Origin of the sequence: Curtobacterium sp. MCLR17_007 (assembly GCF_003234655.2) — a bacterium.
In the GTDB taxonomy this organism is placed as follows: domain Bacteria; phylum Actinomycetota; class Actinomycetes; order Actinomycetales; family Microbacteriaceae; genus Curtobacterium.
Map to the genome: position 1 here is coordinate 725,113 of NZ_CP126271.1, position 21,705 is coordinate 746,817.

The 21,705-nt window shown below is 70.0% G+C and carries 19 protein-coding genes; 8 read left to right on the plus strand and 11 right to left on the minus strand.

Annotated elements, in window-relative coordinates; genetic code table 11:
• Positions 1 to 56: 56 nt before the first annotated feature.
• Positions 57 to 998, minus strand: a complete 942-nt coding sequence (locus tag DEJ13_RS03570; RefSeq protein WP_111106838.1) for an NAD-dependent epimerase/dehydratase family protein — start codon at positions 996 to 998, stop codon at positions 57 to 59.
• 125 nt (positions 999 to 1,123) lie between these two features.
• Between DEJ13_RS03570 and DEJ13_RS03575 the strand changes: the two genes are divergently transcribed.
• The 4 genes from DEJ13_RS03575 to opgC all read left to right on the plus strand — a co-directional run bounded on the left by DEJ13_RS03575 (position 1,124) and on the right by opgC (position 6,904).
• Positions 1,124 to 1,867 carry a TetR/AcrR family transcriptional regulator gene (locus tag DEJ13_RS03575; protein WP_111106839.1) on the plus strand — a complete coding sequence of 248 codons (744 nt, stop codon included), beginning with the start codon at positions 1,124 to 1,126 and terminating at the stop codon, positions 1,865 to 1,867.
• Positions 1,868 to 2,001: 134 nt separating this feature from the next.
• Positions 2,002 to 4,023, plus strand: coding sequence for a glycosyltransferase family 2 protein (locus DEJ13_RS03580; protein WP_258374088.1), 2,022 nt, complete (start codon positions 2,002 to 2,004; stop codon positions 4,021 to 4,023).
• Complete coding sequence (locus tag DEJ13_RS03585) at positions 4,020 to 4,421, plus strand: ATP-binding protein (protein WP_181437021.1); 402 nt, start codon at positions 4,020 to 4,022, stop codon at positions 4,419 to 4,421. Before DEJ13_RS03580 ends, DEJ13_RS03585 begins: the two co-directional genes overlap by 4 nt.
• On the plus strand, positions 4,418 to 6,904 hold the full coding sequence (gene opgC, locus DEJ13_RS03590) for an OpgC domain-containing protein (protein WP_146245230.1): 2,487 nt from the start codon (positions 4,418 to 4,420) through the stop codon (positions 6,902 to 6,904). The genes DEJ13_RS03585 and opgC overlap by 4 nt, the downstream gene beginning before the upstream one ends.
• A gap of 292 nt (positions 6,905 to 7,196) precedes the next feature.
• Here opgC and DEJ13_RS03595 read toward each other — a convergent pair whose 3' ends face one another.
• Positions 7,197 to 7,784, minus strand: coding sequence for a TetR/AcrR family transcriptional regulator (locus DEJ13_RS03595; protein ID WP_111106841.1), 588 nt, complete (start codon positions 7,782 to 7,784; stop codon positions 7,197 to 7,199).
• A gap of 4 nt (positions 7,785 to 7,788) precedes the next feature.
• Complete coding sequence (locus DEJ13_RS03600; protein WP_181437022.1) at positions 7,789 to 9,945, minus strand: MDR family MFS transporter; 2,157 nt, start codon at positions 9,943 to 9,945, stop codon at positions 7,789 to 7,791.
• 164 nt (positions 9,946 to 10,109) lie between these two features.
• On the opposite strand from DEJ13_RS03600, the gene DEJ13_RS03605 reads away from it, so the two are divergent.
• The gene (locus tag DEJ13_RS03605; protein ID WP_111106842.1) at positions 10,110 to 10,574 is read left to right on the plus strand and encodes a MarR family winged helix-turn-helix transcriptional regulator; all 465 of its coding nucleotides are present in this window, start codon (positions 10,110 to 10,112) and stop codon (positions 10,572 to 10,574) included.
• A 225-nt stretch (positions 10,575 to 10,799) separates the two neighbouring features.
• Here the strand turns inward: DEJ13_RS03605 and DEJ13_RS03610 are convergent, their stop codons facing one another.
• The 5 genes from DEJ13_RS03610 to DEJ13_RS03630 all read right to left on the minus strand — a co-directional run bounded on the left by DEJ13_RS03610 (position 10,800) and on the right by DEJ13_RS03630 (position 15,940).
• On the minus strand, positions 10,800 to 11,903 hold the full coding sequence (locus tag DEJ13_RS03610) for a Gfo/Idh/MocA family protein (RefSeq protein ID WP_111106843.1): 1,104 nt from the start codon (positions 11,901 to 11,903) through the stop codon (positions 10,800 to 10,802).
• Positions 11,900 to 12,751, minus strand: a complete 852-nt coding sequence (locus DEJ13_RS03615) for a ThuA domain-containing protein (protein ID WP_258374089.1) — start codon at positions 12,749 to 12,751, stop codon at positions 11,900 to 11,902. The genes DEJ13_RS03610 and DEJ13_RS03615 overlap by 4 nt, the downstream gene beginning before the upstream one ends.
• A 56-nt stretch (positions 12,752 to 12,807) precedes the next feature.
• Complete coding sequence (locus tag DEJ13_RS03620; RefSeq protein WP_056122640.1) at positions 12,808 to 13,698, minus strand: carbohydrate ABC transporter permease; 891 nt, start codon at positions 13,696 to 13,698, stop codon at positions 12,808 to 12,810.
• A complete protein-coding gene (locus tag DEJ13_RS03625; RefSeq protein WP_056122636.1) occupies positions 13,695 to 14,555 on the minus strand; it encodes a carbohydrate ABC transporter permease in 861 nt (286 codons plus the stop codon). Before DEJ13_RS03625 ends, DEJ13_RS03620 begins: the two co-directional genes overlap by 4 nt.
• Before the next feature lie 149 nt (positions 14,556 to 14,704).
• Positions 14,705 to 15,940: a sugar ABC transporter substrate-binding protein gene (locus DEJ13_RS03630; protein WP_258374090.1), complete on the minus strand. Its 1,236-nt coding sequence runs from the start codon at positions 15,938 to 15,940 to the stop codon at positions 14,705 to 14,707.
• Between the two features lie 206 nt (positions 15,941 to 16,146).
• On the opposite strand from DEJ13_RS03630, the gene DEJ13_RS03635 reads away from it, so the two are divergent.
• A complete protein-coding gene (locus DEJ13_RS03635) occupies positions 16,147 to 17,181 on the plus strand; it encodes a LacI family DNA-binding transcriptional regulator (protein ID WP_258374091.1) in 1,035 nt (344 codons plus the stop codon).
• Between the two features lie 138 nt (positions 17,182 to 17,319).
• On the opposite strand, the gene DEJ13_RS03640 is transcribed toward DEJ13_RS03635, so the two are convergent.
• Together DEJ13_RS03640 and DEJ13_RS03645 are read right to left on the minus strand one after the other, a co-directional pair.
• Positions 17,320 to 17,469 carry a hypothetical protein gene (locus DEJ13_RS03640; RefSeq protein ID WP_156463586.1) on the minus strand — a complete coding sequence of 50 codons (150 nt, stop codon included), beginning with the start codon at positions 17,467 to 17,469 and terminating at the stop codon, positions 17,320 to 17,322.
• 154 nt (positions 17,470 to 17,623) lie between these two features.
• Positions 17,624 to 18,082 (minus strand): MarR family winged helix-turn-helix transcriptional regulator, encoded by a 459-nt coding sequence (locus tag DEJ13_RS03645; protein WP_111106845.1) that lies wholly within the window; start codon positions 18,080 to 18,082, stop codon positions 17,624 to 17,626.
• A gap of 149 nt (positions 18,083 to 18,231) precedes the next feature.
• Here DEJ13_RS03645 and DEJ13_RS03650 point away from each other — a divergent pair, with 149 nt between their 5' ends.
• A complete protein-coding gene (locus DEJ13_RS03650; RefSeq protein ID WP_146245231.1) occupies positions 18,232 to 19,203 on the plus strand; it encodes an AraC family transcriptional regulator in 972 nt (323 codons plus the stop codon).
• A 9-nt stretch (positions 19,204 to 19,212) separates the two neighbouring features.
• On the opposite strand, the gene DEJ13_RS03655 is transcribed toward DEJ13_RS03650, so the two are convergent.
• Positions 19,213 to 20,241 carry a LacI family DNA-binding transcriptional regulator gene (locus DEJ13_RS03655; protein WP_111106847.1) on the minus strand — a complete coding sequence of 343 codons (1,029 nt, stop codon included), beginning with the start codon at positions 20,239 to 20,241 and terminating at the stop codon, positions 19,213 to 19,215.
• Positions 20,242 to 20,403: 162 nt separating this feature from the next.
• Here DEJ13_RS03655 and DEJ13_RS03660 point away from each other — a divergent pair, with 162 nt between their 5' ends.
• A complete protein-coding gene (locus DEJ13_RS03660; RefSeq protein WP_111106848.1) occupies positions 20,404 to 21,699 on the plus strand; it encodes an ABC transporter substrate-binding protein in 1,296 nt (431 codons plus the stop codon).
• Positions 21,700 to 21,705: the final 6 nt, after the last annotated feature.

A 21,705-nucleotide genomic window follows, 5' to 3' on the forward strand; every position in this document is an offset into this window, starting at 1 on the left:
CCATGCGCGATCCGACTGCCTGTGCGCGGTCCGACCCCCCTGCCCGATGTGCGCTCCTATGCCCGAGCGGGTTCTGCGACGCCCGCCAGCGTCCGGCGGCAGACCTCGTCCCACGGGGTCGGCTCGATGCCGAAGTGTTCCCGGGCCGCGCGGTCGTCCAGCACGTAGGGCGCCGTCCACTGGTACCCCATCTCGGCGATCTCGCGCATCATCGGCGACACGAGCCCGATGGCCCGCAGCGCCGGTGCCGGCAAGCGGTGCACGGTGACGGCCGGCTTGCCCGCGGCGGCCAGGACGTCGGTGAGCGCCCGGACCTGGGACACCGGCGCGTTCGAGGGCACCATCCACGTGCGGCCGAGCGCGGACGGGTCGTCGGCCGCGGCGACGAGCAGGCGGGCGACGTCGAGCACGTCCGTGAACGTGTGCGGCAGGTCGGTTCGACCGATCATCCACACGCCCTTGCCCCGCAGTGCGTCCGGCAGCACGCGCGTGACGTGGCCGTTCATGCCGATGCCGCTGCCGACGTAGTCCGACGCGCGGACCTCGACGGTGCGCAGGCGTCCGTCGCGGTGCGCATCGAGCGCGTCCTGCCACATGCGCGCCCGCAGGACGCCCTTGTGGTCCGTGGCAGCGTCCGGGAGGCCCTCGTGCATCGAGCCGGTGGTGGGTCCGTACGGGTACAGGTTCCCGGTGATCGCGTACACCGCACCGGTCCGCTCCGCCGTCGACAGCAACGACGACGCGAGCGGGGGCCAGGTCCGCTCCCACTGCGTGTAGTCGCCCGGGTTCGCGCAGTTGTACAGGACGGCGGCGCCCTCGGTGACGCGCGTCAGGGCATCGGCGTCGGACGCGTCCAACGCGAGGTGGGTCACGCCGGCCAGGCCGGTGTCGCGGCCCGTGCGGGTGACGACGGTGACCTGGTCGCCGCGGCCGGCGAGCAGTGCTGCGACGTGACGGCCGACGGGGCCGGCGCCGACGACGACGTGGTGCTGCGACATGGGGTTCCTCCCGGTACGAATTGAGAGCACTGCTCTCGGTTCGCCGAGCATGACACCGCCCGCCACAAAAAGCAAGAGCGGTGCTCTCGTTTGTGATCGGCGCTCTCTGGTGGCAGGGTGGTCGGATGACCGACCGGGCACCGACCGCACGAGACCTCGCTCGCGAGACGATCCGCACGCGCATCACCGACGCCGCCCGCGCTCGGTTGACGGACGAGGGGCCGGCCCAGCTCAGCCTGCGCGCGGTCGCCCGTGACGTCGGCATGGTGTCGTCGGCGCTGTACCGGTACTTCCCGAGTCGGGACGACCTGCTCACCGCGCTGCTCGTGCAGGACTACGACGAGCTCGGCGCCGCGGTCGAGGCGGCCGACGCCGCGCACGACCGAGCGGACGTTGGAGCGCGGTGGGTCGCCGCGTGTCGGGCGATCCGCACGTGGTCGATCGCGCACCCGGGGGACTTCGCGCTGCTGTACGGCAGCCCGGTCCCCGGGTACGCGGCGCCCCAGGAGACGATCGAGCCCGCCACGCGCGCGACGCTCGTGCTGGTCCGGATCGTCATGGACGCGATGGACGGCCGCGACGCACCCACCTCGGCGGTCGTCCCGTCGCCCCGGGCACCCGGCTCCGTGGTCGACGGTGCGATCGACTACATCCGCTCGCGGGGGATCACACGGGACGCCCCGGTCGAGGCGGTGATGCGCACGCTCATGGCCTGGACGGCGGTGTTCGGCACGGTGTCGTTCGAGCTGTTCGGACACTACGTGGGATCCGTCTCCGACCAGGCGCGGTACTTCGACCTGGTCGTCGAGCGACTCGCGGCGGACATCGGGTTCGCCGCCGCTCGTCCCCAGATCGGGGCGGCGGACTGACAAGGGTGCCGCCCCTGAGGTAGACAGGTCGTGGCGCCGAGCCCGACCCGACGGACGGAGCGCTCAACCACCGTCCGATCAGGAGACCCCTTGCAGCGCATCACGACGTCGGTCGTCGGCTCGGGAACCGCACGATGACCGCGCTCGACCTGAGCCGTCAGGACCGCCGGCGCCTGTCGACGGGCACGGCCCGCCGCCGCATCACGGCCGTCCGGACGGTGGCGCTGCTCGCCTCGCTCGCGGGTCTGAACTACATCGTGTGGCGCTGGGTCGCGTCGGTGAACTGGCACTCGTGGTGGATCGCCGTGCCGCTGATCCTGGCCGAGACGTACAGCGTGATCGACTCGCTGCTGTTCGCGTTCGGCGCCTGGAGGCTGCGCGAGCGCGGCGAACCGCCGACCACGCCCGCCACCGACGTCACCGTCGACGTCTTCATCACCACGTACAACGAACCGATCGACCTGGTGATGCGCACGGCCCGTGCGGCGCAGGCGATCCGCTACCCGCACAGCACCTGGATCCTCGACGACGGCAACCGCCCCGAGATGCGCCGGGCGGCCGAACAGCTGGGCCTCGGGGTGATCACCCGCGGCCAGGACTGGGTCGACCGTCCACGCCACGCCAAGGCCGGCAACCTCAACAACGCGCTGATGGCGACGCAGGGCGAGTTCCTGCTCATCCTCGACGCCGACCAGGTCCCGGACCCGGCGATCCTGGACCGGACGCTGGGGTACTTCAAGGACCCCAGGATGGCGCTCGTGCAGACGCCACAGTGGTTCGAGAACGTGCCGGACGCCGACCTGCTCGGCAGCCAGGCACCGCTGTTCTACGGTCCCATCCAGCAGTCGAAGGACGGGTGGAACGCCGCGTTCTTCTGCGGTTCGAACGCGATCCTGCGGCGTGAAGCCCTCATGCAGCTCGGGATCTCCCGCTACGTGCAAGAGGTCGAGGCCTCGGTCGAGCGCACGCTGAAGACCTCGCGCAAGCTGTTGGCCCGGGCGCGCGAGACCGAGACCGACCCGCGCGTGCTCACCGCGCTCGACGACGCCGAGGGCGTGGTGGACCGCGCCCGCGACCAGATGTCCCGCGACGAGCCCCTGGGCGACGTCACCTACGAGTTCCAGCGCGGGATCGACGCCATCGCGTTCCGGTTCGCCGCCGCCGACCTCGAGTCGGTGCGGAACGACCTGCAGGACCTGGCGGCGATGTCCACGGACGCCAACACGTTCGCCGGGCTCGACGACGCCGCACTCGACGTGCTCGGACAGCGCAACGCGTCCCCGGTCGTCGCGATCGAGGCGATCGCCGTGCTCGCCCGCGCGGTCGACGTGAACCGTGGCGACGAAGCCCAGGCGGTGATGCCGCTGGCCACGATCTCGGTGACCGAGGACATGGCGACCGCGATGCGCCTGCACGGCCTGGGATGGAAGTCGGCGTACCACGACGAGATCCTGGCGAAGGGCCTGGCCCCCGAGGACCTGCCGACCATGCTCGTGCAACGCCTCCGGTGGGCGCAGGGCACCATGCAGGTCTTCTTCCGCGAGAACCCCCTGGTGCAGAAGGGCCTGTCGTTCGGGCAGCGGCTCATGTACTTCTCGACGATGTGGAGCTACCTGTCCGGCTTCGCGGCGATCGTCTACATCGCGGCCCCGGTGCTCTGCCTGTCCTTCGGCGTCGTGCCGGTGCAGGCCTACAGCGTCGACTTCTTCGCGCGCCTGATCCCGTTCCTGGTGCTCAACCAGCTGCTGTTCTGGGTCGTGGCCGCCGGCAGACCCACCTGGCGCGGGCAGCAGTACTCGCTCGCGCTCTTCCCGGTGTGGATCGAGAGCGTGACCAGTGCCTTCGAGAACGTGTTCCGCGGCAAGCCCCTCGGCTTCCGGGTCACGCCGAAGGTCCGCGACGAGGCAGAGGCGAAGCCGCGCTGGGACCTCGTCCGCCCGCAGCTGTTCGCGATGGGGGCGCTCGTCGGGGCACTCGTGCTGATCGGCATCCGCTACCTGACCGGGCAGGCGTCCGGCATCGCGCCGCTCGTCAACACCGCCTGGGTCGTCTTCGACCTGTTCATCTTCAGCATCGTCATCCGCGCCGTGCTGTACCGCGGACCGGGCACCGTCCAGTCCGAGCACGAGTCGACCACCTCCGGAGGCCCCCTGTGACCGCGTTCGACGTGCCCGCTGTGCCCGAGAGCCTCGACACCGTCCAGGATCGCTTCGCCGTGTGGTGGGACGGTCTCGGCGTTGACGACCTCGCACGTCGCTTCGCGCTGGAGACCGCCGTGGCCGAGATCGCCGCGAACATCGTCGAGCACACGGCGCGGAGCGACCGTCAGGCCGGGCGGCGCTACACGGTGGAGCTCCGCGCGACCGAACAGGAGTACACCGCGGTGCTCCGCGACAACGGGCTGCCGGTCGACCTCGACCTCAGCGCGGTGACGATGGCGGACGTCGACGCCGAGAGCGGTCGCGGCCTGGCGCTCGCGATCGCGGCGCTGGACCGACTCGAGCACCGACACGAGGGCGGCCACAACGTGTGGACGCTGGTGTGCACCCGGTGAGCAGGACGTTCACCAGACTCGTCACGTTCGTCGTCGTCGCCGGCACGCTGCTCCTCGGGGGAGCGCTCCCGGTGCAGGCCGCCCCGATCACGCCGGCGTCCGACCGGGCCTGGTACGGCCCGGACCTCGACTGGGGCTCGGATGCGCCCGACGGGTACGCGGGGCGGCTCGGTGCGACACCGTCGAGCTACGGCGTCGAGGTCGACTACCCGATCGACGGCGCCGCCCGGAAGCAGCTGCTCCGTTCGACCCGTGCCGCAGCGGCGCAGGGGGCCACCCTCGTCGTGAGCCTCGAGCCCGACGTCGCGCTGCGCACCCTCACCGCTGCCGACGCCCGGCACGCCAACGACCTGCTCGAACAGGTGCACCAGCAGTACCGCACGCAGGTGCTCGTGCGGTTCGCGCCGCAGATGAACGGCACGTGGGTGCGGTGGGGGCAGCAGCCGACGCAGTACGTCGCGGCGTTCCGGGCCCTCGCGAAGGCGGTGCACGGCGGGTCGTCCGACGCCCTGATGGTCTGGTCACCGTCGTACGGCGCGGGCTACCCGTTCGGCCAGTCCGCCGGGCGACTGCAGGACCTGTCCGCCACCGACACCGCGAAGCTCGACACGAACGGCGACGGGCAGCTCACCGCAGCCGACGACCCCTACGAGCCGTACTGGCCGGGCGACGCGTCGGTCGACTGGGTCGGCATGTCGATGTACTACTTCGGCAAGGGCAAGGCGACCGAGGCCGCCGGGCGCGACGTCCCGCTCACGTCGAACGACGTCCCGGAGTCCGGCGAGGTCGCGGCCCGCTTCGCCGAGACGTGGGGCTATCAGCAGCCGCAGCAGAGCGACTTCTACACGCGCTTCGCCCAGGGGCACGACCGTCCGATGCTGCTCGACACCGGGGCGCTGTACGACCACTCGCTGCGCGGCGCCGACGAGCTCGCCGTCAAGCAGGGGTGGTGGCGGCAGGTCTTCAGCGCGATCCAGGACCGCCCGCTCGTCCGCGGTGTCACGTTCCTCGAGACGAACCGCCGCGAACCGGAGGCCGGCAACCGCGTCGCCGACTGGCGAGACACGGCGGTGCCGGGCATCGCGGGCTCCCTCCGCACCGACCTGCAGCAGACCGATCGCTTCGTGTCCGGGCCGGTGACCGAGCGCATCACCCCGCAGGACGGCAACGCCGCCACCAACCAGCAGCTGGACACCGGCGGCGACCAGATGGCGTGGATCGTCTGGTTGGCCGCGGGGCTGGCCGCCGTGTTCCTGCTGAGCGGGCTGTTCGGGCGACTGCTGCCGAGCTGGCGCTACCCGGACGACGGCAAGCCTGGGCGCGACCTGCGCCTCGACCTGTTCCGCGGGTTCATCATCCTGGCGGTCGTGATCACGCACATCGAGATCGGCGGTCCGTACTCGCACCTGACGCTGCACGCGGTCGGGGCGATCACCGGCGCCGAGATGTTCGTGTTCCTGTCCGGCATGGTGCTCGGCATGACGTACCCGCTCGCGGTGAGGAAGTTCGGCGAGTGGGTGGCCGCGGTCGGGGCGTTCAAGCGGGCGCGCAAGCAGTACGTCGTCACGCTCGTGGTGATCGCGGTCGTCTTCGCGCTGAGTTTCGTGCCGTTCCTCAACACCGACGCGATCACCACCTTCACCGACCGGGGGACCGGCACCGGCGGCGTCGGCGCCGAGGGCCGCGTCTACGACCTGTACCCGAACGCGATGCAGCTGCTGGCCTACCCACCGCCGTGGTTCGCGATCCGGCAGTTCCTGCTGCTCGAGATGGGGCCGTGGCCGTTCAACATCATGGGGCTCTTCGTGGTGCTGAGCCTGTTCATCCCACTGTTGCTCTGGGTGATCCGCCGCGGGTTCTGGTGGGCGGTGCTGGTGGTCAGCTGGGCGCTCTACGTCTTCCAGGCGCTCAACCCGGACTTCGCGCCGCTGCAATCGCAGTTCAACGCGGTGTTCCCGCTCCTGACCTGGCAGGTCGTCTTCACGCACGGCCTCGTGCTCGGGTACTACCGCAGGCAGGTCGTCGGTGCGCTGACCAGCCGCGTGGGCAAGGTCCTGATCGGCATCGCGATCGGCGGGTACGCGGCGTTCCTGGTCTACGTCTGGGCGGCGAACCACGCCGGGTTCACCCCGACGCCGTTCCCCGCGTCGATGTACGACGACCTGTACAACACGGCCTACCAGCGCGTCGACCTGCAGTGGGGGCGCCTGGTCGACATCGCGTTCTTCGCGATCGTGTCCTACGCGATCCTCACCGTGTTCTGGAAGCCTATCGCCGCGGCGATCGGGTGGCTGTGGATCCCGATCGGCCAGGCCAGCCTCTACGTGTTCGTCTGGCAGGTCTTCTTCGCGCTCGCGATCGCGTCGATCCCGGGGGTCCCCTGGGGCGACTTCTGGATCGGCTTCGTGGTGCACTCCGCGCTCATCCTGCTGGCCTGGTACATGGTCCGCAAGAAGTTCCTGTTCAGCGTCATCCCGCGCTGACCGCACACGGTGCGAGGTTGGCGGACGGTGCGGGGTTGACGGCGTGGTGCGAGCCTGTTGCCTCGCACCGAGCGGCTGACGCCGCACCACGTGCACAGGGCGAGCGCGGTCGCGCACGGTGCGAGGTTGGCGGACGGTGCCGGGTTGACGGCGCGGTGCGCGCCTGTTGCCTCGCACCACGCGGCTGACGCCGCACCAGGCAAGGTGCGGCGGGATGCGCTGACGCAACACGCGACGGACGGGAGGCCCGGTGCCAGCTGACACCGAGCCTCCCGTCCGCAGGTGGTCGCGCTCAGCGCGTCATCGCACCCATCTCGGTGACCACGTCGCGCAACACCGCCGCCAGCTCGGCGCCGTCGGCGACCGTCGTGCGGTGCGCCAGCTCCACGAGCGCCGCCATCACGAGCGTGACCGCGGTGCGTGCCGTCTGCTGGTCGGTGCGCTCGGCGGCGACCTCGATCACCGCGCTGCGCGTCGCTGCCATCCAGTCGAGCATGGAGGGCATGACCTCGGGATGACGCCGCACCAGTTCGCGTGCGCGGTCCCGGTCCTGTGGCAGCGCCACGGTGTGCGCAACGAGCTCGCACAGGTCCGGCACGAGCGCGCCCGTCGACGCCAGGAACCGCGTGCGGACCGTCGGCGGGACGGACCCGGGCGGGAACCCGAGCGCCGCGTCGGCCTTCGACGGGAAGTAGTTGAAGAAGGTCCGCGGGGAGACGTCCGCCTCGGCGCAGATCTGCTCCACGGTGACCCCGCCGAGGCCCTGCTCCCCGATCAGCCGGGCGGCTGCGTCGTGGATGGCGTGCCGGGTCTGCTGCTTCTTCCGTTCGCGCAGCGTGCAGGAGCCGTCCAGTTCGACGGGCGTCTCGACGGGGGTCACCGGGTCACCGCCGAACGGTCGGCGTGGAGCCGGTCATCGGTCCGGTGAACGACCCGGCCTCGGCTGCTGCCATGCCGGCCTCGGCCTCCAGCTGCGCCTCGGCGGACAGGTCAGCACGCTCCTGCAGCGCCGACCGTGCGCGCAGCGGCGGCACCTTGAAGAACCAGCTCAGCACGAACGCCAGCAGGATGACGCCGAGTCCGACCCAGTAGATCGTGACGGACGAGGCGTTGAAGCCGGCCATGAACGGACGGGTCAGGCGGGCGTCCGCGCCGGTCAGGAACGACGTGTCGTTCGTGCTCGATGCGCTGGAACCACTGTCCGAGGACTGCTGCTGGAGCCTGTCGACGATCGACGGCACGGCCTGGTCGACGTAGTACTGCCGGTCGGAGGCGTTCGACCAGTCGACGACGAGCGCGCCGTCCTGCACGGTGGCGTGGGCCTGCGACGCGACCGTCTGCAGGGCGCTGGCCTCGGCGGCCGGGGTGGCCGCGGCGACCTGCTGGTCGATGACCGTCTGCGCTGCCGCTGCGGGAACGGTCCCGGCGGCGACCTGCGCCTGGACCGCGGTGGTCACCTGCTGGGTGACGGCCTCGTCGGCGGCCTGCTTCGCGTCGGTGGTGGCGTCGGCCAGTCCTTCGGCGACCTGCTGCTGGACGGGCGCGGTGATCGGCTTCCAGATCTTGTCGATGACGCCCTGGTTGCGCTGGGCGCTGGCGACCGTCGGGTTGAGCGCCGCGTCGAGCCCGTCGGACAGGGTGCCCTTGTCGGCCGTCGCACTGAGGATGTTCGCGGGCATCACCGAGAACAGGATCGACAGCAGGACAGCGGTGCCGAGCGTGCCACCGATCTGGCGGAAGAACGTGGCGGACGACGTCGCGACGCCCATGTCCCGCGCCTCGACGGAGCCCTGCGACGCCAGGGTCAGTGACTGCATGACCGAGCCGAGTCCCAGACCGATCAGGAACATGCCGATCATCAAGAACCAGAGCGGCTTGTCGATGGACATGAAGGTCAGGACGACGTAGCCGACCGAGACCAGGAACGTGCCGATGACGGGGAAGACCCGGTAGCGACCGACCCGGGCGACGATCTGCCCGGAGGTGATCGACGCGATCATCAGCCCACCGACGAGCGGCAGCGTGGCGAAGCCGGACTGGGTCGGGCTGAGCCCGACGACGATCTGCAGGTACAGCGGGATGGTCAGCATGGCGCCGAACATCGCGAAGCCGACCAGGAAGCCGATGACCGTGGCCATCGAGAACGTGCCCGAGCGGAACAGCTTGAGCGGGATGATCGCGGCGTCGCCCATCTTCGACTCGACCACGAGCAGCGTGACCAGGCCGACGACACCGATGACGTAGCAGGCAATGGCGGACGGGGAGCCCCAGCCCCAGGTGCGGCCCTGCTCGGCGACGAGCAGCAGCGGCACGAGTGTGACGATGACGGCGGTCGCGCCCCACCAGTCGACCTTGGGCTTGTCGGTCTTGTCGTGCACCTTCGGCAGGTGCAGGAACACGATCACCATGACGAGCGCGGCGATGCCGATCGGCACGTTGATCAGCAGGACCCAGCGCCAACCGGTGATGAACAGGATCTCGCTGGTGCCGGCGAGCAGCCCGCCGATGAGCGGGCCGATGACGCTCGAGATGCCGAAGACGGCCAGGAAGTACCCCTGGTACTTGGCACGTTCGCGCGGCGCGAGGATGTCGCCCATGATCGCGAGCGGCAGCGACATCAGCGCGCCCGCACCGATGCCCTGCACCGCGCGGAACCCGGCGAGCATGAGCATCGAGGTGGACATCGACGACAGCACCGCGCCCAGGATGAACACGACGATGCCGAAGATGTAGAGCGGCCGGCGTCCGAAGACGTCGGAGAGCTTGCCGTAGATCGGCGTCGCGATGGTCGACGTGATCAGGTACGCCGTCGTGACCCAGGCCTGCTGGTCGAGCCCGTGCAGGTCGTCGCCGATCGTGCGGATGGCGGTGCCGAACACGGTCTGGCCGAGCGAGGACAGGAACATGCCCGCCATCAGGCCGTAGATGACGAGCAGGATCTGGCGGTGCGTCATGAGCGGCTGCCCGGAGCCGGGAGTGCCGGCTGCGGAGGCGTCGTGACGCCCGCGCTGCACCTGGACCGGTGCGGTGGCGGTTGACATGGGTTCCTTCGGTTCGATCGGTGGGGCGGCTGCTCGGGAGACCGGACACGCCGTCGCGCGGACCCGTGGGGTGGGAGCCGGCGCCGTTCTCGACCTTGCAGTGACTGCAAAGTTACACCATGTGCTTCCGGCAAGCAACTAAATGATCGCCGTAGGCTGGCAGCGTGACCGAGGACCGCGCCGACTCCGAGCGAGCACTCCGACAGCAGCTCGACCGGCTCTGGGTGCGCCAGGCCCTGCGGTCGGTGCTCATCGAGGACCGCGGCGGCCTCGACCCCACCGCCCGGGTGCTCGTCCGCGCCGTCGAGCGCCTCGGGCCGGTGCGTGCGACGGTCGTGGCCGAGGTGACCGGGCTGTCGCGCCCCGTGGTGAGTCGTCGCGTCGCGTCGCTCGTCGCAGCCGGCCACCTCGGCACGGCACCCGACCCGGAGGACGGTCGGGCCAGCCTGCTCGAGCTCGCCCCGGCCGGCCGTGCGCTGCTCGACCAGCTCGACGCGCACGGGGACGAGACGTTCGCCGACGTCGTGGGGGAGTTCGCCGACGACGACCTGCGCACCCTGGCCGCGCTGCTCGGCCGGATGAACGACCGCGCCGACGCGGTGCTGCGGGCGGCGGTCCGCCGGCGCTGAGCGCACGGTGCGGGGTTGGTCCGGAGCATGCCCGTCTCGAGGTTCCACGACTCGCCGATCAGTTGTGCGCTGGTTGCCGAGGTGACCGGCTCGAGCGGCCGAGATGCCGCGATTGCGGAACCTGGCGACACAGGGTGGGGCAGTCCCGTCCTGCCCCACCACGTGACGGACGGGAGGCCCGGTGCCAGCTGGCACCGGGCCTCCCGTCCGTTCCGCGGTGCGGGGTCAGCCGGCGGTCGTCACCGTCGCGGACAGCGCGCTCCGCACGGAGCCCCAGCTCGCAAGGCGCTCGCGCGCCGCGTCGTCCCGCTCGGCATCGAGGGCACTCGCGTGCGCGCGCTCGAGGACCTCGTCGATGACGATGCGCGTGCCGGACCGGGTCGATGCGATCGCGGCCTCGACCATGGCCAGGCTCATGACGTTGCCGTGGACCTCGCCGTCCGGGGTGGTGCCGGCGTCGAGCGCACGGACGAAGGACGCGAGCGCCCCCGCGATCTCGGCACCGACGCCCGGGGCGTCAGCGGGGGAGCCCGGTGTGCCGTCGAGGTCGCTCGTCGGCTCGTGGTCGCCGTCCCAGAGTGCCGCTCCAGCCGACCCGGAGGCCCGCCAGTCGCCGTTCCACGAGGTCTCCGCTCCGGGAGCGCACCACGAGCCGTCGTAGACGTACCGGATGTCGTCCTCGAAGGTGAAGACCGCCGCGGCCGCCGCGTCCCCGCGGTACCACGACCACGAGGGGTTGTACGACTCGCAGTAGACCGACACCGGGTCCCGCTCGAGCAGGTACCGAGCGGAGTCGAACGGGTGGATCGCCATGTCGAGCAGCAGGACGTCGTCCATCTCCTCGCGGAAGCCGCCGAAGTGCGGGGCCTTGGCGAACCGGGTGCTCAGCGTGCCGAGGTCGCCGAGGTCGCGCAGGTGCTGCCGGAACGCGACCAGGTGGTCGTTGTACCGGCGGGACTGGGACACCATGAACAGCTGCCCGGTGGCCTCGGCGGCGGCGGCGAGCGAGAGCGCCTCGGCGACGGTCTGCGCGGCGGGCTTCTCGCCGAGGACGGGGAGGCCGGCGTGCAGGGCCTCCATCGTGATCGGGTGGTGCGCGACCGGCACGGTGATGTCGAGCACCGCCTGTGCACCCGTCTCGGCGGCCAGCTCCGTCAGGCTGCGGCCGACCGGGATCGACGGGTCGCCCGCCAGCTCGGCACCCGCTCGGGCCACGTCGAGGTCGAGGTCGACGATGCCGACGAGCTCGACGTCCTGGCTCGCGGCGACGGTGCTGAGCCATGCGCGGCCCATCCCGCCGGCGCCGACCTGGACCACGCGGAGCGTCATGCCTGTGCCCCTGCCGGCTCGTGCGTGTCCTGGCCGTCGTGGTCGGCGTGGTCGTCCTGTTCGTCGACCGGCGCGTCGTCGAACGGGCCGCGGTAGTGCTGGCCTTCGAAGTACTCGCCCAGGTCGTAGCGGCGGAGCGTCGGGATCTCGCGCTCGCGCTCCGGACGGGCCCACTCGGTGGCGTTCGCGATCACCCGACGCACGTCCTTGTGGTGGTACACGGGGAAGTCCTGGTCACCCGGCGAGAAGAAGAAGATCTTCCCGAAGCCGCGGCGGTAGGTCATGCCGCTGCGGAAGACCTCACCGCCGGTGAAGCCCGAGATGAACACGAGCTCGTCGGGGGTGGGGACGTCGAAGTACTCGCCGTACATCTCCTGCTCGGGGATCACGATCGGGTTCGGCACGCCGCGGGTGATCGGGTGCTGCGGGTTCACCGTCCAGACGAGCTCCTGGTCGTGCTCGCTGCGCCAGCGGAGGGTGCACGTCGTGCCCATCAGCTTGCCGAAGATCTTCGACCAGTGGCCGGAGTGCAGGACGACCAGGCCCATCCCGGAGAGCACGTGCTTGTGCACCCGGTCGACCACGGCGTCGTCGACGTCGGCGTGCGCCGCGTGCCCCCACCAGGTCAGGACGTCGGTCTGGCTGAGGACCTCGTCGGTCAGGCCGTGCTCCGGTTCCTGCATCGTCGCCGTGCGGACGACGGCGTCGGGCAGGTTCTCGCGGATGCCGTCCGCGATCGCGCCGTGCATGCCCTCGGGGTAGCGCTCGGCGACGTGCTGCTCGACCTGCTCGTGGACGTTCTCGCCCCAGACGGTGATGCGCAGCGGGGTGGAGGTGGTGTCGCTCATGACGTTCGGCTTTCTCCCCTGGACAGGGTCGTTCGTGGGTGGTTGTGGCGCGACGGTCACTTGACTGCGCCGCCGAGTGCGCCGGCAGCGATGTACTTCTGGGCGAAGATCAGCAGGACTGCGGCCGGCAGGGACGCCAGGACCGACGTCGCCATGACTGGCCCCCAGTCGGTCACGTTCGAGCCGATGTAGTTGTAGATGCCGAGCGTGATCGGGCGGACGGCGGTCGTCGAGGTCAGGGTCAGCGCGATGAGGAAATCACCCCAGGCGCCGAGGAAGGTGAACAGCGCCGCGGTGACGATCGCGTTGCGGCTGATCGGCACGACGATGGACACGAACGCCCGGAAGTCGCTGGCGCCGTCGACCAGGGCCGCTTCGACCAGGCTCGGCGGGATCGACTCCATGAAGGCACGCATCAGCAGGATCGCGAAGGGCACCTGCACGGCGCTGTCCGCGAGGATCAGGCCGATGTAGCTGTTGAGCAGGCCGACGTTGTTGAACAGCGTGTACAGCGCGTTCGCGATGACGATCGCGGGGATCATCTGCGTGATGAGCAGCACGAGCATGAACACGCCGGTGCCGCGCATCTTGAACCGGGCCAGTCCGTAGGCGGCCGGGGTCGCGATGACGAGCGTCAGCACGACGGTGCCGAGCCCGATCACCATGCTCGTGACGAAGTTCTGCCCCTGCTGGGCGAACGCGGCCTCGTACCCGGCGAAGGTCGGGCTCCAGGGGAACCACGTCGCGGTGGCGGCGCCCGAGGTGGCCTGCAGGCTCGTGTTCACCATCCAGTAGACGGGGAAGATCATGATCGCCAGGAACAGGCACCCGAGGATCGTGAACGGGATGCCCTTGACGGTCCCGCGCGGGCGGGGGGCTTTGGCGGTCCGCCTCGTGGTGAGCGCACGGGTGGCGGTGACGGTCTGGTTCGCGATGCCGACGCTCATTCGTCGACCGCCTTCCGGGAGATGGCCAGGTAGATCATGGCGAAGACGAACGAGACGACGATGAGCACGTTGCTGACCGCGGCTCCGATGCCGAACTGGAAGTTGATGAACGACTGGTGGTAGGCGTTCGTGGCGAGGGTCTGCGTCGAGTTCGCGGGGCCGCCGCCGGTCAGGCCGAGGATGATGTCCACGACCTTCAGTGTGTAGACGACCCCGAGCACGATCACGACGCTGACCACGCTCCGGATGCTGGGCCAGGTGATGTGCCAGAAGGCCTTCCAGCCGGTGGCGCCGTCGAGGGACGCCGCTTCGTAGAGCTCCGGGGGCACGGACTGCAGCCCGCTGTAGAGGATCGTCGTGTTGAACGGGATGCCGAGCCAGACGTTGACGCCGATGACGGCGATGAGCGCCAGGCTCGGGCTGACCAGCCACGGGACCGGGGCGATGCCGACGACGCCGAGCAGCTGGTTCAGGGCGCCGCTGTCCTGGTCGAGCAGCCACTTCCACACCGCGCTCGACGCGATGAGGGGGAGCAGCCACGGCAACAGCAGCAGGCCGCGCAGGAAGCCCGACAGCGGGAAGTGCCGCCGGAAGAACAGCGCGAGGGCCAGGCCGATGATGAACTGCAGGATGATCGAGCCGGCGGTGAACAGGGCGGTGTTCACGATGCTGGTGGTGAACACCGCGCTCTGGAACACCTGGATGTAGTTGCCGAGGCCGACCCAGGGCGCTTCGCCCGTGAAGAAGGTCGCGGTCGTGTAGTCCTGGAAGGACATGATGATGTTCTTGACCACCGGGTAGCCGAAGAACACGATCACGAAGATCGCCGCCGGCACCACGAAGAGCCATCGGGTCATGCCGGATCGGAACCGGGCACGTCGCTGCCCGGGTCGGGGTGTCACCACGGGCAGGGTCGTCCGTGGTCGTGTCTGGGTCGAGGCGCTCACGCCGGGGGTCCTTTCCTCCACGCGGGAGGGAGCCGGCCGAGTGGCCGGCTCCCCGGGTGCTACTGCTCTTGCGACTGCGCCTGCTTGAGCGCGTCCGCGGGGTCGGCCTTGCCGGTCAGGGCGAGCTGGACGGCGGTGTAGATCTTCGTCGCGGCCTTGGGCCAGTCGGGTCCGAGCTCACCGGTGCGGGCGCGGGCCGTCTTCACCGTGGTGACGAACGAGGCGACCTGCGGGTGGTCGGACGCCCATGCGGCGCCGGCCTCGATGTTCGTCGGGACGTTGCCGGTGACGCCGGCGATGACCTTCTGCATCTTCACGGAGTTCAGGCAGCCGACGAACTTGCCGGCGAGCGCCATCGTGTCCTTGTTGCCGGTCTGCGGGACGGTGAACGCCTCGCCGCCGAGCGGGGCGACGGTCTCGGACCCGGTGCGGGTCGGGATCGGGACGGAGTCGAACTCCAGGCCCTTCTTGGCGTTCAGGAGCGGGAGCTGCCACGGACCGTTGATCATCATCGCGGCCTTGCCGGCGAGGAACTGGTTGTTCACGTCGGCCTGGGCCCAGTTGATCGAGCTCTTCGACATCGAGCCGTCGTCCTGCAGGCTCTTCACGAACTCCAGCGCCTGCGTCGCCTTCTCGGTGTCGATGTTCTTCTCGTTGCCGCCGTTCGACCAGAACATCGGCAGGAACTGCCAGGTGCCCTCGTACGTGTTGATGTTGCTCATCGCGAACCCGTAGGTCGAGCCGCTGGTGAGCTTCTTCGCCGCGGCCTGCAGCTCGTCCCAGGTCTTGGGCGGGGTGACGCCGGCGTCGCTGAGCAGCTTCTTGTTGTAGTAGAGCGCGATGGAGTTCGTGGCGGGCTGCAGGCCGTAGAGCTTGCCCTTGTAGGTGTTCGCCGCCTTGACGCCGGGGACGTCGCCCGAAGCGTCCAGCTTGTAGTCGCCGAGGTCGGACAGTGCGCCGGAGGACGCGATCTGCTGCACGTCGGGGTTGTCGAGCATGAGCACGTCGGGGAGGGTCTTCGACGATGCCTGCTGCAGCACCTTCGCGATGAGACCGGCGCCGGCGACGTGGTTGATGGTCAGCTTCGCGCCGACGGTCGTGGCGCACTGCTTGTAGATCGGGTTGTAGTTGGCCGCGTAGTAGTCCTCGATCGTGAGGTTCTTCGAGCCGGAGCCCGAGGATGCGGAGCCCGAACCGGAACAACCGGTGAGGACCAGCGGGATGGTGGCGACGACGGCGACGGCGCCGACGAGCGCACGCATCCGGCGCGACGTGGAAGTGAACTTGTGCTTCATTGCAGAGCTCTTCTCTTGGGCGGGTGCTGGGGGTACGCACGCGCCGACGAGTCCGTTCGACGTCGTCGTCGCAGTGCTCCTGGGGCGAGAAGCTAACAGATAAGCGCTTTGCTTGTAAAGCGCTTTTCTGCGACCGGACAGCGCTAGGCTGATCGTGCTCGGTCCGATCGGGATCTCGAGCGGGCCCGTCTTGAGCAGGAGTCGCCATGGCCACGATGCAGCAGGTCGCCGACCGCGCCGGTGTCTCGATCGCCACCGTCTCCTTCGTCGTCAACGGCACGAAGTACGTCACCCCGAAGACCAAGGCCCGCGTCACCGCGGCCATGCGCGAGCTGAAGTTCCGCAACAACGTCGTGGCCCGAGCGCTGGCCAGTCGGCGCACCCGGATCATCGCGCTGCTGTTCCCGACGACGGGCAACCGGTTCAGCCCGACCACGTCCGAGTTCTTCATGGCGGCTGCCGAGCGTGCGTCCGAGCGCGGGTACCACCTGGTCCTCTGGCCCGTCGACCCTGCTGGTGACGACCTCCACGACCTGGTCTCCGGCGGCCTGGTCGACGGCGTGATCCTGATGGAGGTGCGGATGGACGACCCGCGCGTCGCCGTCCTGACCGAGCTCGACGTCCCCTTCACGCTCATCGGCCGCACGCGGGACAGCAGCGGCCTGCCGTACGTCGACATCGACTTCGAGACCACGATCGAGCGCAGCATCGACCACCTCGCCGAACTCGGGCACCGCCGGTTCGGGCTCGTCCTCGAGGACCTCGACGGCACGCCGATGGCCGGCTACGCCCCGCACCGACGCGTCGAGGACACGTTCGAGCAGGCCATGTCCGCGCGCGGCTTCCAGGGGTCCGTCGTCTACGCAGAAGGTGGCAGCGAGGGCGGTCGCGACGCCGCCCGCCGGCTGCTCGAGGCCGACCCCGACGTCACGGCCGTGCTCATCATGAAGGACGATTCGTCGGCGGGGCTGCTCGTCGGCCTGTACGCCGCCGGGCGCCGCGTCCCCGAGGACGTCTCGGTGCTCAGCGTCGCCTCGTCCGGTGCCGCCGGCGACCAGCACTACCCCCGACTGTCGACGATGGTCGCGCCCGGCCGTGCGCTCGGCACCCGGGCCGCCGACGCCCTCATCGACCAGCTCGACGGCACCTCCGTCGAGCTGCCGCACTTCCTGCTGCCGTGCGTGCTCCGCGTCGCAGAGTCCACGGCACCGGTGTCCGCCGGGGCGTCGGCGACCGCCTGACGGCGGACGCGACCCCCGGACGGCGGACGCGACCAGCGGACGGCGGACGCGACCAGCGGACGGCGGACGCGACCACCGGACAGACAGGAGGCACGGTGCCCGCTGGCACCGTGCCTCCTGTCCGTGTGTGGCCGGGTCTCAGCCCTGGCGCGTGGTCTTCGTGAACAGGTCGTCGAAGACGGTCTGGTCCTCGGTCGGCTGCTCGCCGAACTTCCACTTGCGGCGCATCCGCCGGAACGTCGTGATGCGGACCGGTTCGATGCCCGGTTCGGTGTCGTAGTTGCTCATGGCAGTCCTCCGTCCTGATGTCTCCCCGGTGTTCCCACCCCCTTGAGAACGTACGGCGGACGACGTCGGCAGGCGCCGATTTAGGTAGAAGTATTACCCGGTTGCGCTCCGTGGACAATAGTTCGGCTCGGTCGTCCCGGCACAATAATCTGCCTCAGAGGCCGGGTGCGCCGCCGTCGAGTGCATCGATGACGCGGTCGATGATCCGCACGAACCTGGCCTTGTCGCGATCCGAGAAGGAGGCCATCAGGTCGTGCAGGTGTTCGTTCGTGCTGTCCATCGCGGCGTGGTACTTCGTGCGGCTGTCGTCGGTGAGCTCGATCAACCGACTGCGCCCGTCGTCGGGGTTCGGCTTGCGCTGCAGGTGCCCCGCGCGCTCCAGGCGATCGACGGCGTTGGTCACGGCCGGTCCGGTGATGCCGAGGTGCGACGACAGGTCCTTGACCCGGACCGGACGACCCCCGGACTCGGAGCGCGACACGAACTGCACGATGCTCAGATCGATGCCCGAGACGCCCATGTGCTCGCGGAGGCGGTGGCGGAGCGACGCCATGGCGGCGTCCAGACGGCCGAGCGCGGCGTCGAGGTCGAGGTCGGTGTCGCTGACGGACACGCGATCACCTCCTGGGGGCGCAACGGAACGGGACTGGATGGGCGGGGGCCGGGTGGACGCAGGGAACGGCACGCCGGGCGCTCCTGGACAGCGTATCCAGATAACGAGGACGGGTGCGCACAGCGGATGTCCGCCCGGTCGGCGACAGCATGAGCGACGCCGACGCACTGGCGGCGCCGCTGCCCGACCTGATCCGGCTCGAGGTGGCGGGCCGTGACCCCGAGGCGGCTGCTCGTGACCTCGTCGCGGTCGACGCCGGCCGGCAGTGGCTCGCCCGGCGCACCGGTGAGCAGTTCTCCTACCGGTACACCGCGGTGGGTGACAGCCAGGTCACCGTCCGGCGGTCGCGCGTGACGGGGTTCGTTCGCGGCGTCATCGAGCCCGGCGAGCACTACGTCGTGCAGTGGGTGACGGACGGGGTGGGTGCCATCGACGTCGCGGGTGAACGCATCGAGCTGCGCCCGGACGAGCCGACCCTGTTCCCCACCGAGCAGGCGTTCGCGTTCATCGCTACCGACCACGACCAGCGCCTGGTGCACCTGCACCGGGACCTCGTCCGCGAGGTCGCTGCCGAACGCTACGAACTCGGTGACGGACCGCTGCGGTTCGACCAGCCCGTGGCGGGGGACGAGCCAGCGCTCGGCCGGTGGCACGACGCGCTCGGGGCGCTCTCGCGGGCGCTCCGTGACGGCGTCGAGTCGTCGAGCTGGGCGGCGGCCAAGCGTGCGGCGGTCGAGGCGTTCCTCGGGCTGTTCCCGCCCCACGTGGACTCGCTGCCCGCGGCGCTGTCGCTGCCGAAGAACGCCCGACTCCGCGCGATGGTCGAGCACGTGCACGCCCACGTCCGCGAGCCGGTGGCCGTGGCCGACCTGTCCGCCGTGTCCGGGCTGAGCGTGCGGAGCGTGCAGGAGTCCTTCGCGCGGGTGCTCGGCGTCTCACCGCTGACCTACGTGCGCGAGGTGCGGCTCGACCGGGTCCGACAGGAACTCCTGCAACTCGACCCGCAGGAGGTCACCGTCGGCGACGTGGCCCGACGGTGGGGCTTCGCGCACCTGGGGCGGTTCTCGGCCGTGTACCTCGACCGGTTCGGGGAGTACCCCAAGCAGACGTTGCGCCGCTGAGGGCACGCCTCAGGACGGCGCGGGCCCGGTGCTGTGGCGCACCCGCAGGTCGGTCGTCATCCGCACATGGTCGGGCCCCGGCTCGCCGCGCAGCATGGCGAGCAGCATGTCCACCGCGGCGGCACCGAGCTCGGCCAGCGGTTGGGCGACCGTGGTGAGCGGCGGGGTGGTCGTCGACGCCTGCGGCACGTCGTCGAAGCCCACCACGGACAGGTCCTCCGGCACCCGGAGACCGAGCTGTGCGGCGGCGTGCAGCACGCCGAAGGCCGACGAGTCGTTCGCGGCGAACACCGCGGTCGGACGGCTCGGGATCGTCAGGAGCTCGCGCGCGACGGCGGTGGCCTGGTCCTCCTGGTAGTCGCCCGCGCGGACCAGGTCCTCGTCGACGGGGATGCCGGCCGCGGCCAGGGCCTCGCGGTACCCGGCCTCGCGGAGCTGGGCGCTGGCCAGGTCGGCGCGTCCGTGGATGTGGGCGATGCGCCGGTGGCCGAGCGCGACGAGGTGCTCGACGGCGCTGCGTGCTCCGCCAGCGTTGTCGGTGTCGACCGTGGCGTGTCCCTCGGGGCCGGTGTGCGGGTCGATCGCGACGACGGGGATCGACGAGCTGGACAGCGCCGTCGTGGGCGTCACGACGATGGCCCCGTCGATGAGCGTGCCGGAGAGCCGCGACAGCGATCGTCGCTCCCACCCGGGCTGACTGGCGCCGGTGACCAGGCCGGCGTAGGCCAGCAGCTCGTACCCGGTGCCCGTCGCGGCGCTCGAGACACCACGGAGCAGCTCGGTGGAGAACGGCTCGAACTCGGGGACCAGGATCCCGATCACGTTGGTCCGGGTGCTGCGCAGACTGCGTGCGACGAGCGAGGTCTCGAAGCCCAGGCGCGCGACGACCTCCTGCACCCGCAGCATCGTCGCCGGTGCGACACCGTCCCGGTTGTTGATCACCTTGGACACGGTCGGGATCGAGACGCCCGCGGCGCGCGCGACGTCGGCGATCGTCACCCGGCCGGGCCCCGGCTGCGCGCCGACAGCGGTCTCCATGTGCACACCGTACCGCCGCACCGGCCCGATCTCGTTCTGCGGATCGCGCTTCGATAACGTTATCGATATCGATTGACAAGCGGCAGGAGCACCTGGCACGCTCTCAGCACGCGGCACTCGATGTCGCACTTGTCAACGACGACGACACCGAGGAGTTCCACGATGACGAGGAAGATCCGGGCCGCAGCAGCCATCGCGCTGATCGGGGCCACCGCACTCACGGCAGCGGGCTGTTCCGCCGGCGGCAACGCCGCAGACAGCAACGGGAAGGTCTCGATGACCTTCTGGCACAACTCGACCACGGGGCCCGGCAAGGCCTTCTGGGAGAGCACGGTCAAGTCGTTCGAGAAGGCCAACCCGAACGTGACCATCAAGATCCAGGCCATTCAGAACGAGGACCTGGACGGCAAGCTCCAGACCGCGCTCAACTCCGGGTCCGCCCCCGACGTGTTCCTGCAGCGGGGCGGCGGCAAGATGAACGCCATGGCGCAGGCCGGCCAGCTCATGGACATCACGAGCTCGATCGGCAAGAACGCCAAGAGCGAGGTCAGCGCCGGCGCGTTCAAGGGCTACGAGCTCGACGGCAAGACCTACGCCATGCCGGTCGACGTGAACCCCGAGGGCGTCTGGTACAGCCAGGACCTGTTCAAGCAGGCCGGCATCGAGGGCACGCCCACGACGATGGACGAGCTGAACGCGGACATCACCAAGCTCAAGGACGCGGGCATCCAGCCAGTGGCCGTCGGGGCGAAGGACGCCTGGCCCGCAGCGCACTGGTACTACAACTTCGCGCTGCGTGCCTGCAGCGAGAAGGTGCTGAACGGGGCCGCGAAGGACCTGAAGTTCACGGACAGCTGCTGGAAGACCGCCGGCGAGAACACGAAGGACTTCTTCGCCACGAAGCCCTTCAACGACGGCTACCTCACCACCGCGGCACAGCAGGGCGCCGGTAGCTCGGCGGGCCTCGTCGCCAACCACAAGGCCGCCATGGAGCTCATGGGCGCGTGGGACCCGGGTGTGATCTCCTCGCTCACCCCGGACGGCAAGCCGCTGTCCGACCTCGGCTTCTTCCCCTTCCCGGAGGTCTCCGGCGGCAAGGGTGCGCCCGGCTCGATGATGGGCGCGGTCGACGGGTACTCCTGCTCGGCGAAGGCCCCGAAGAAGGAGTGCACGGCGTTCCTCAACTACATGACCGAGAAGCCCGTGCAGGAGGCCTACTACAAGGCGTTCAACGCGATCCCGGCGAACGAGTCGGCGCAGTCGGTCGTCACCGAGCCCTACCTCAAGACGGTGCTCGAGTCCTACAACAAGGCCCCGTTCGTGTCGAACTACCTCGACACCCTGTACGGCCAGAACGTCGGCAACGCGCTCAACACCAGCGTCGTCAACCTGCTCGCCGGCAAGGGTGACGTGTCCGACATCGTCAAGACGGTCAACCAGGCCGCGGCGAAGGGCTGACCCGCA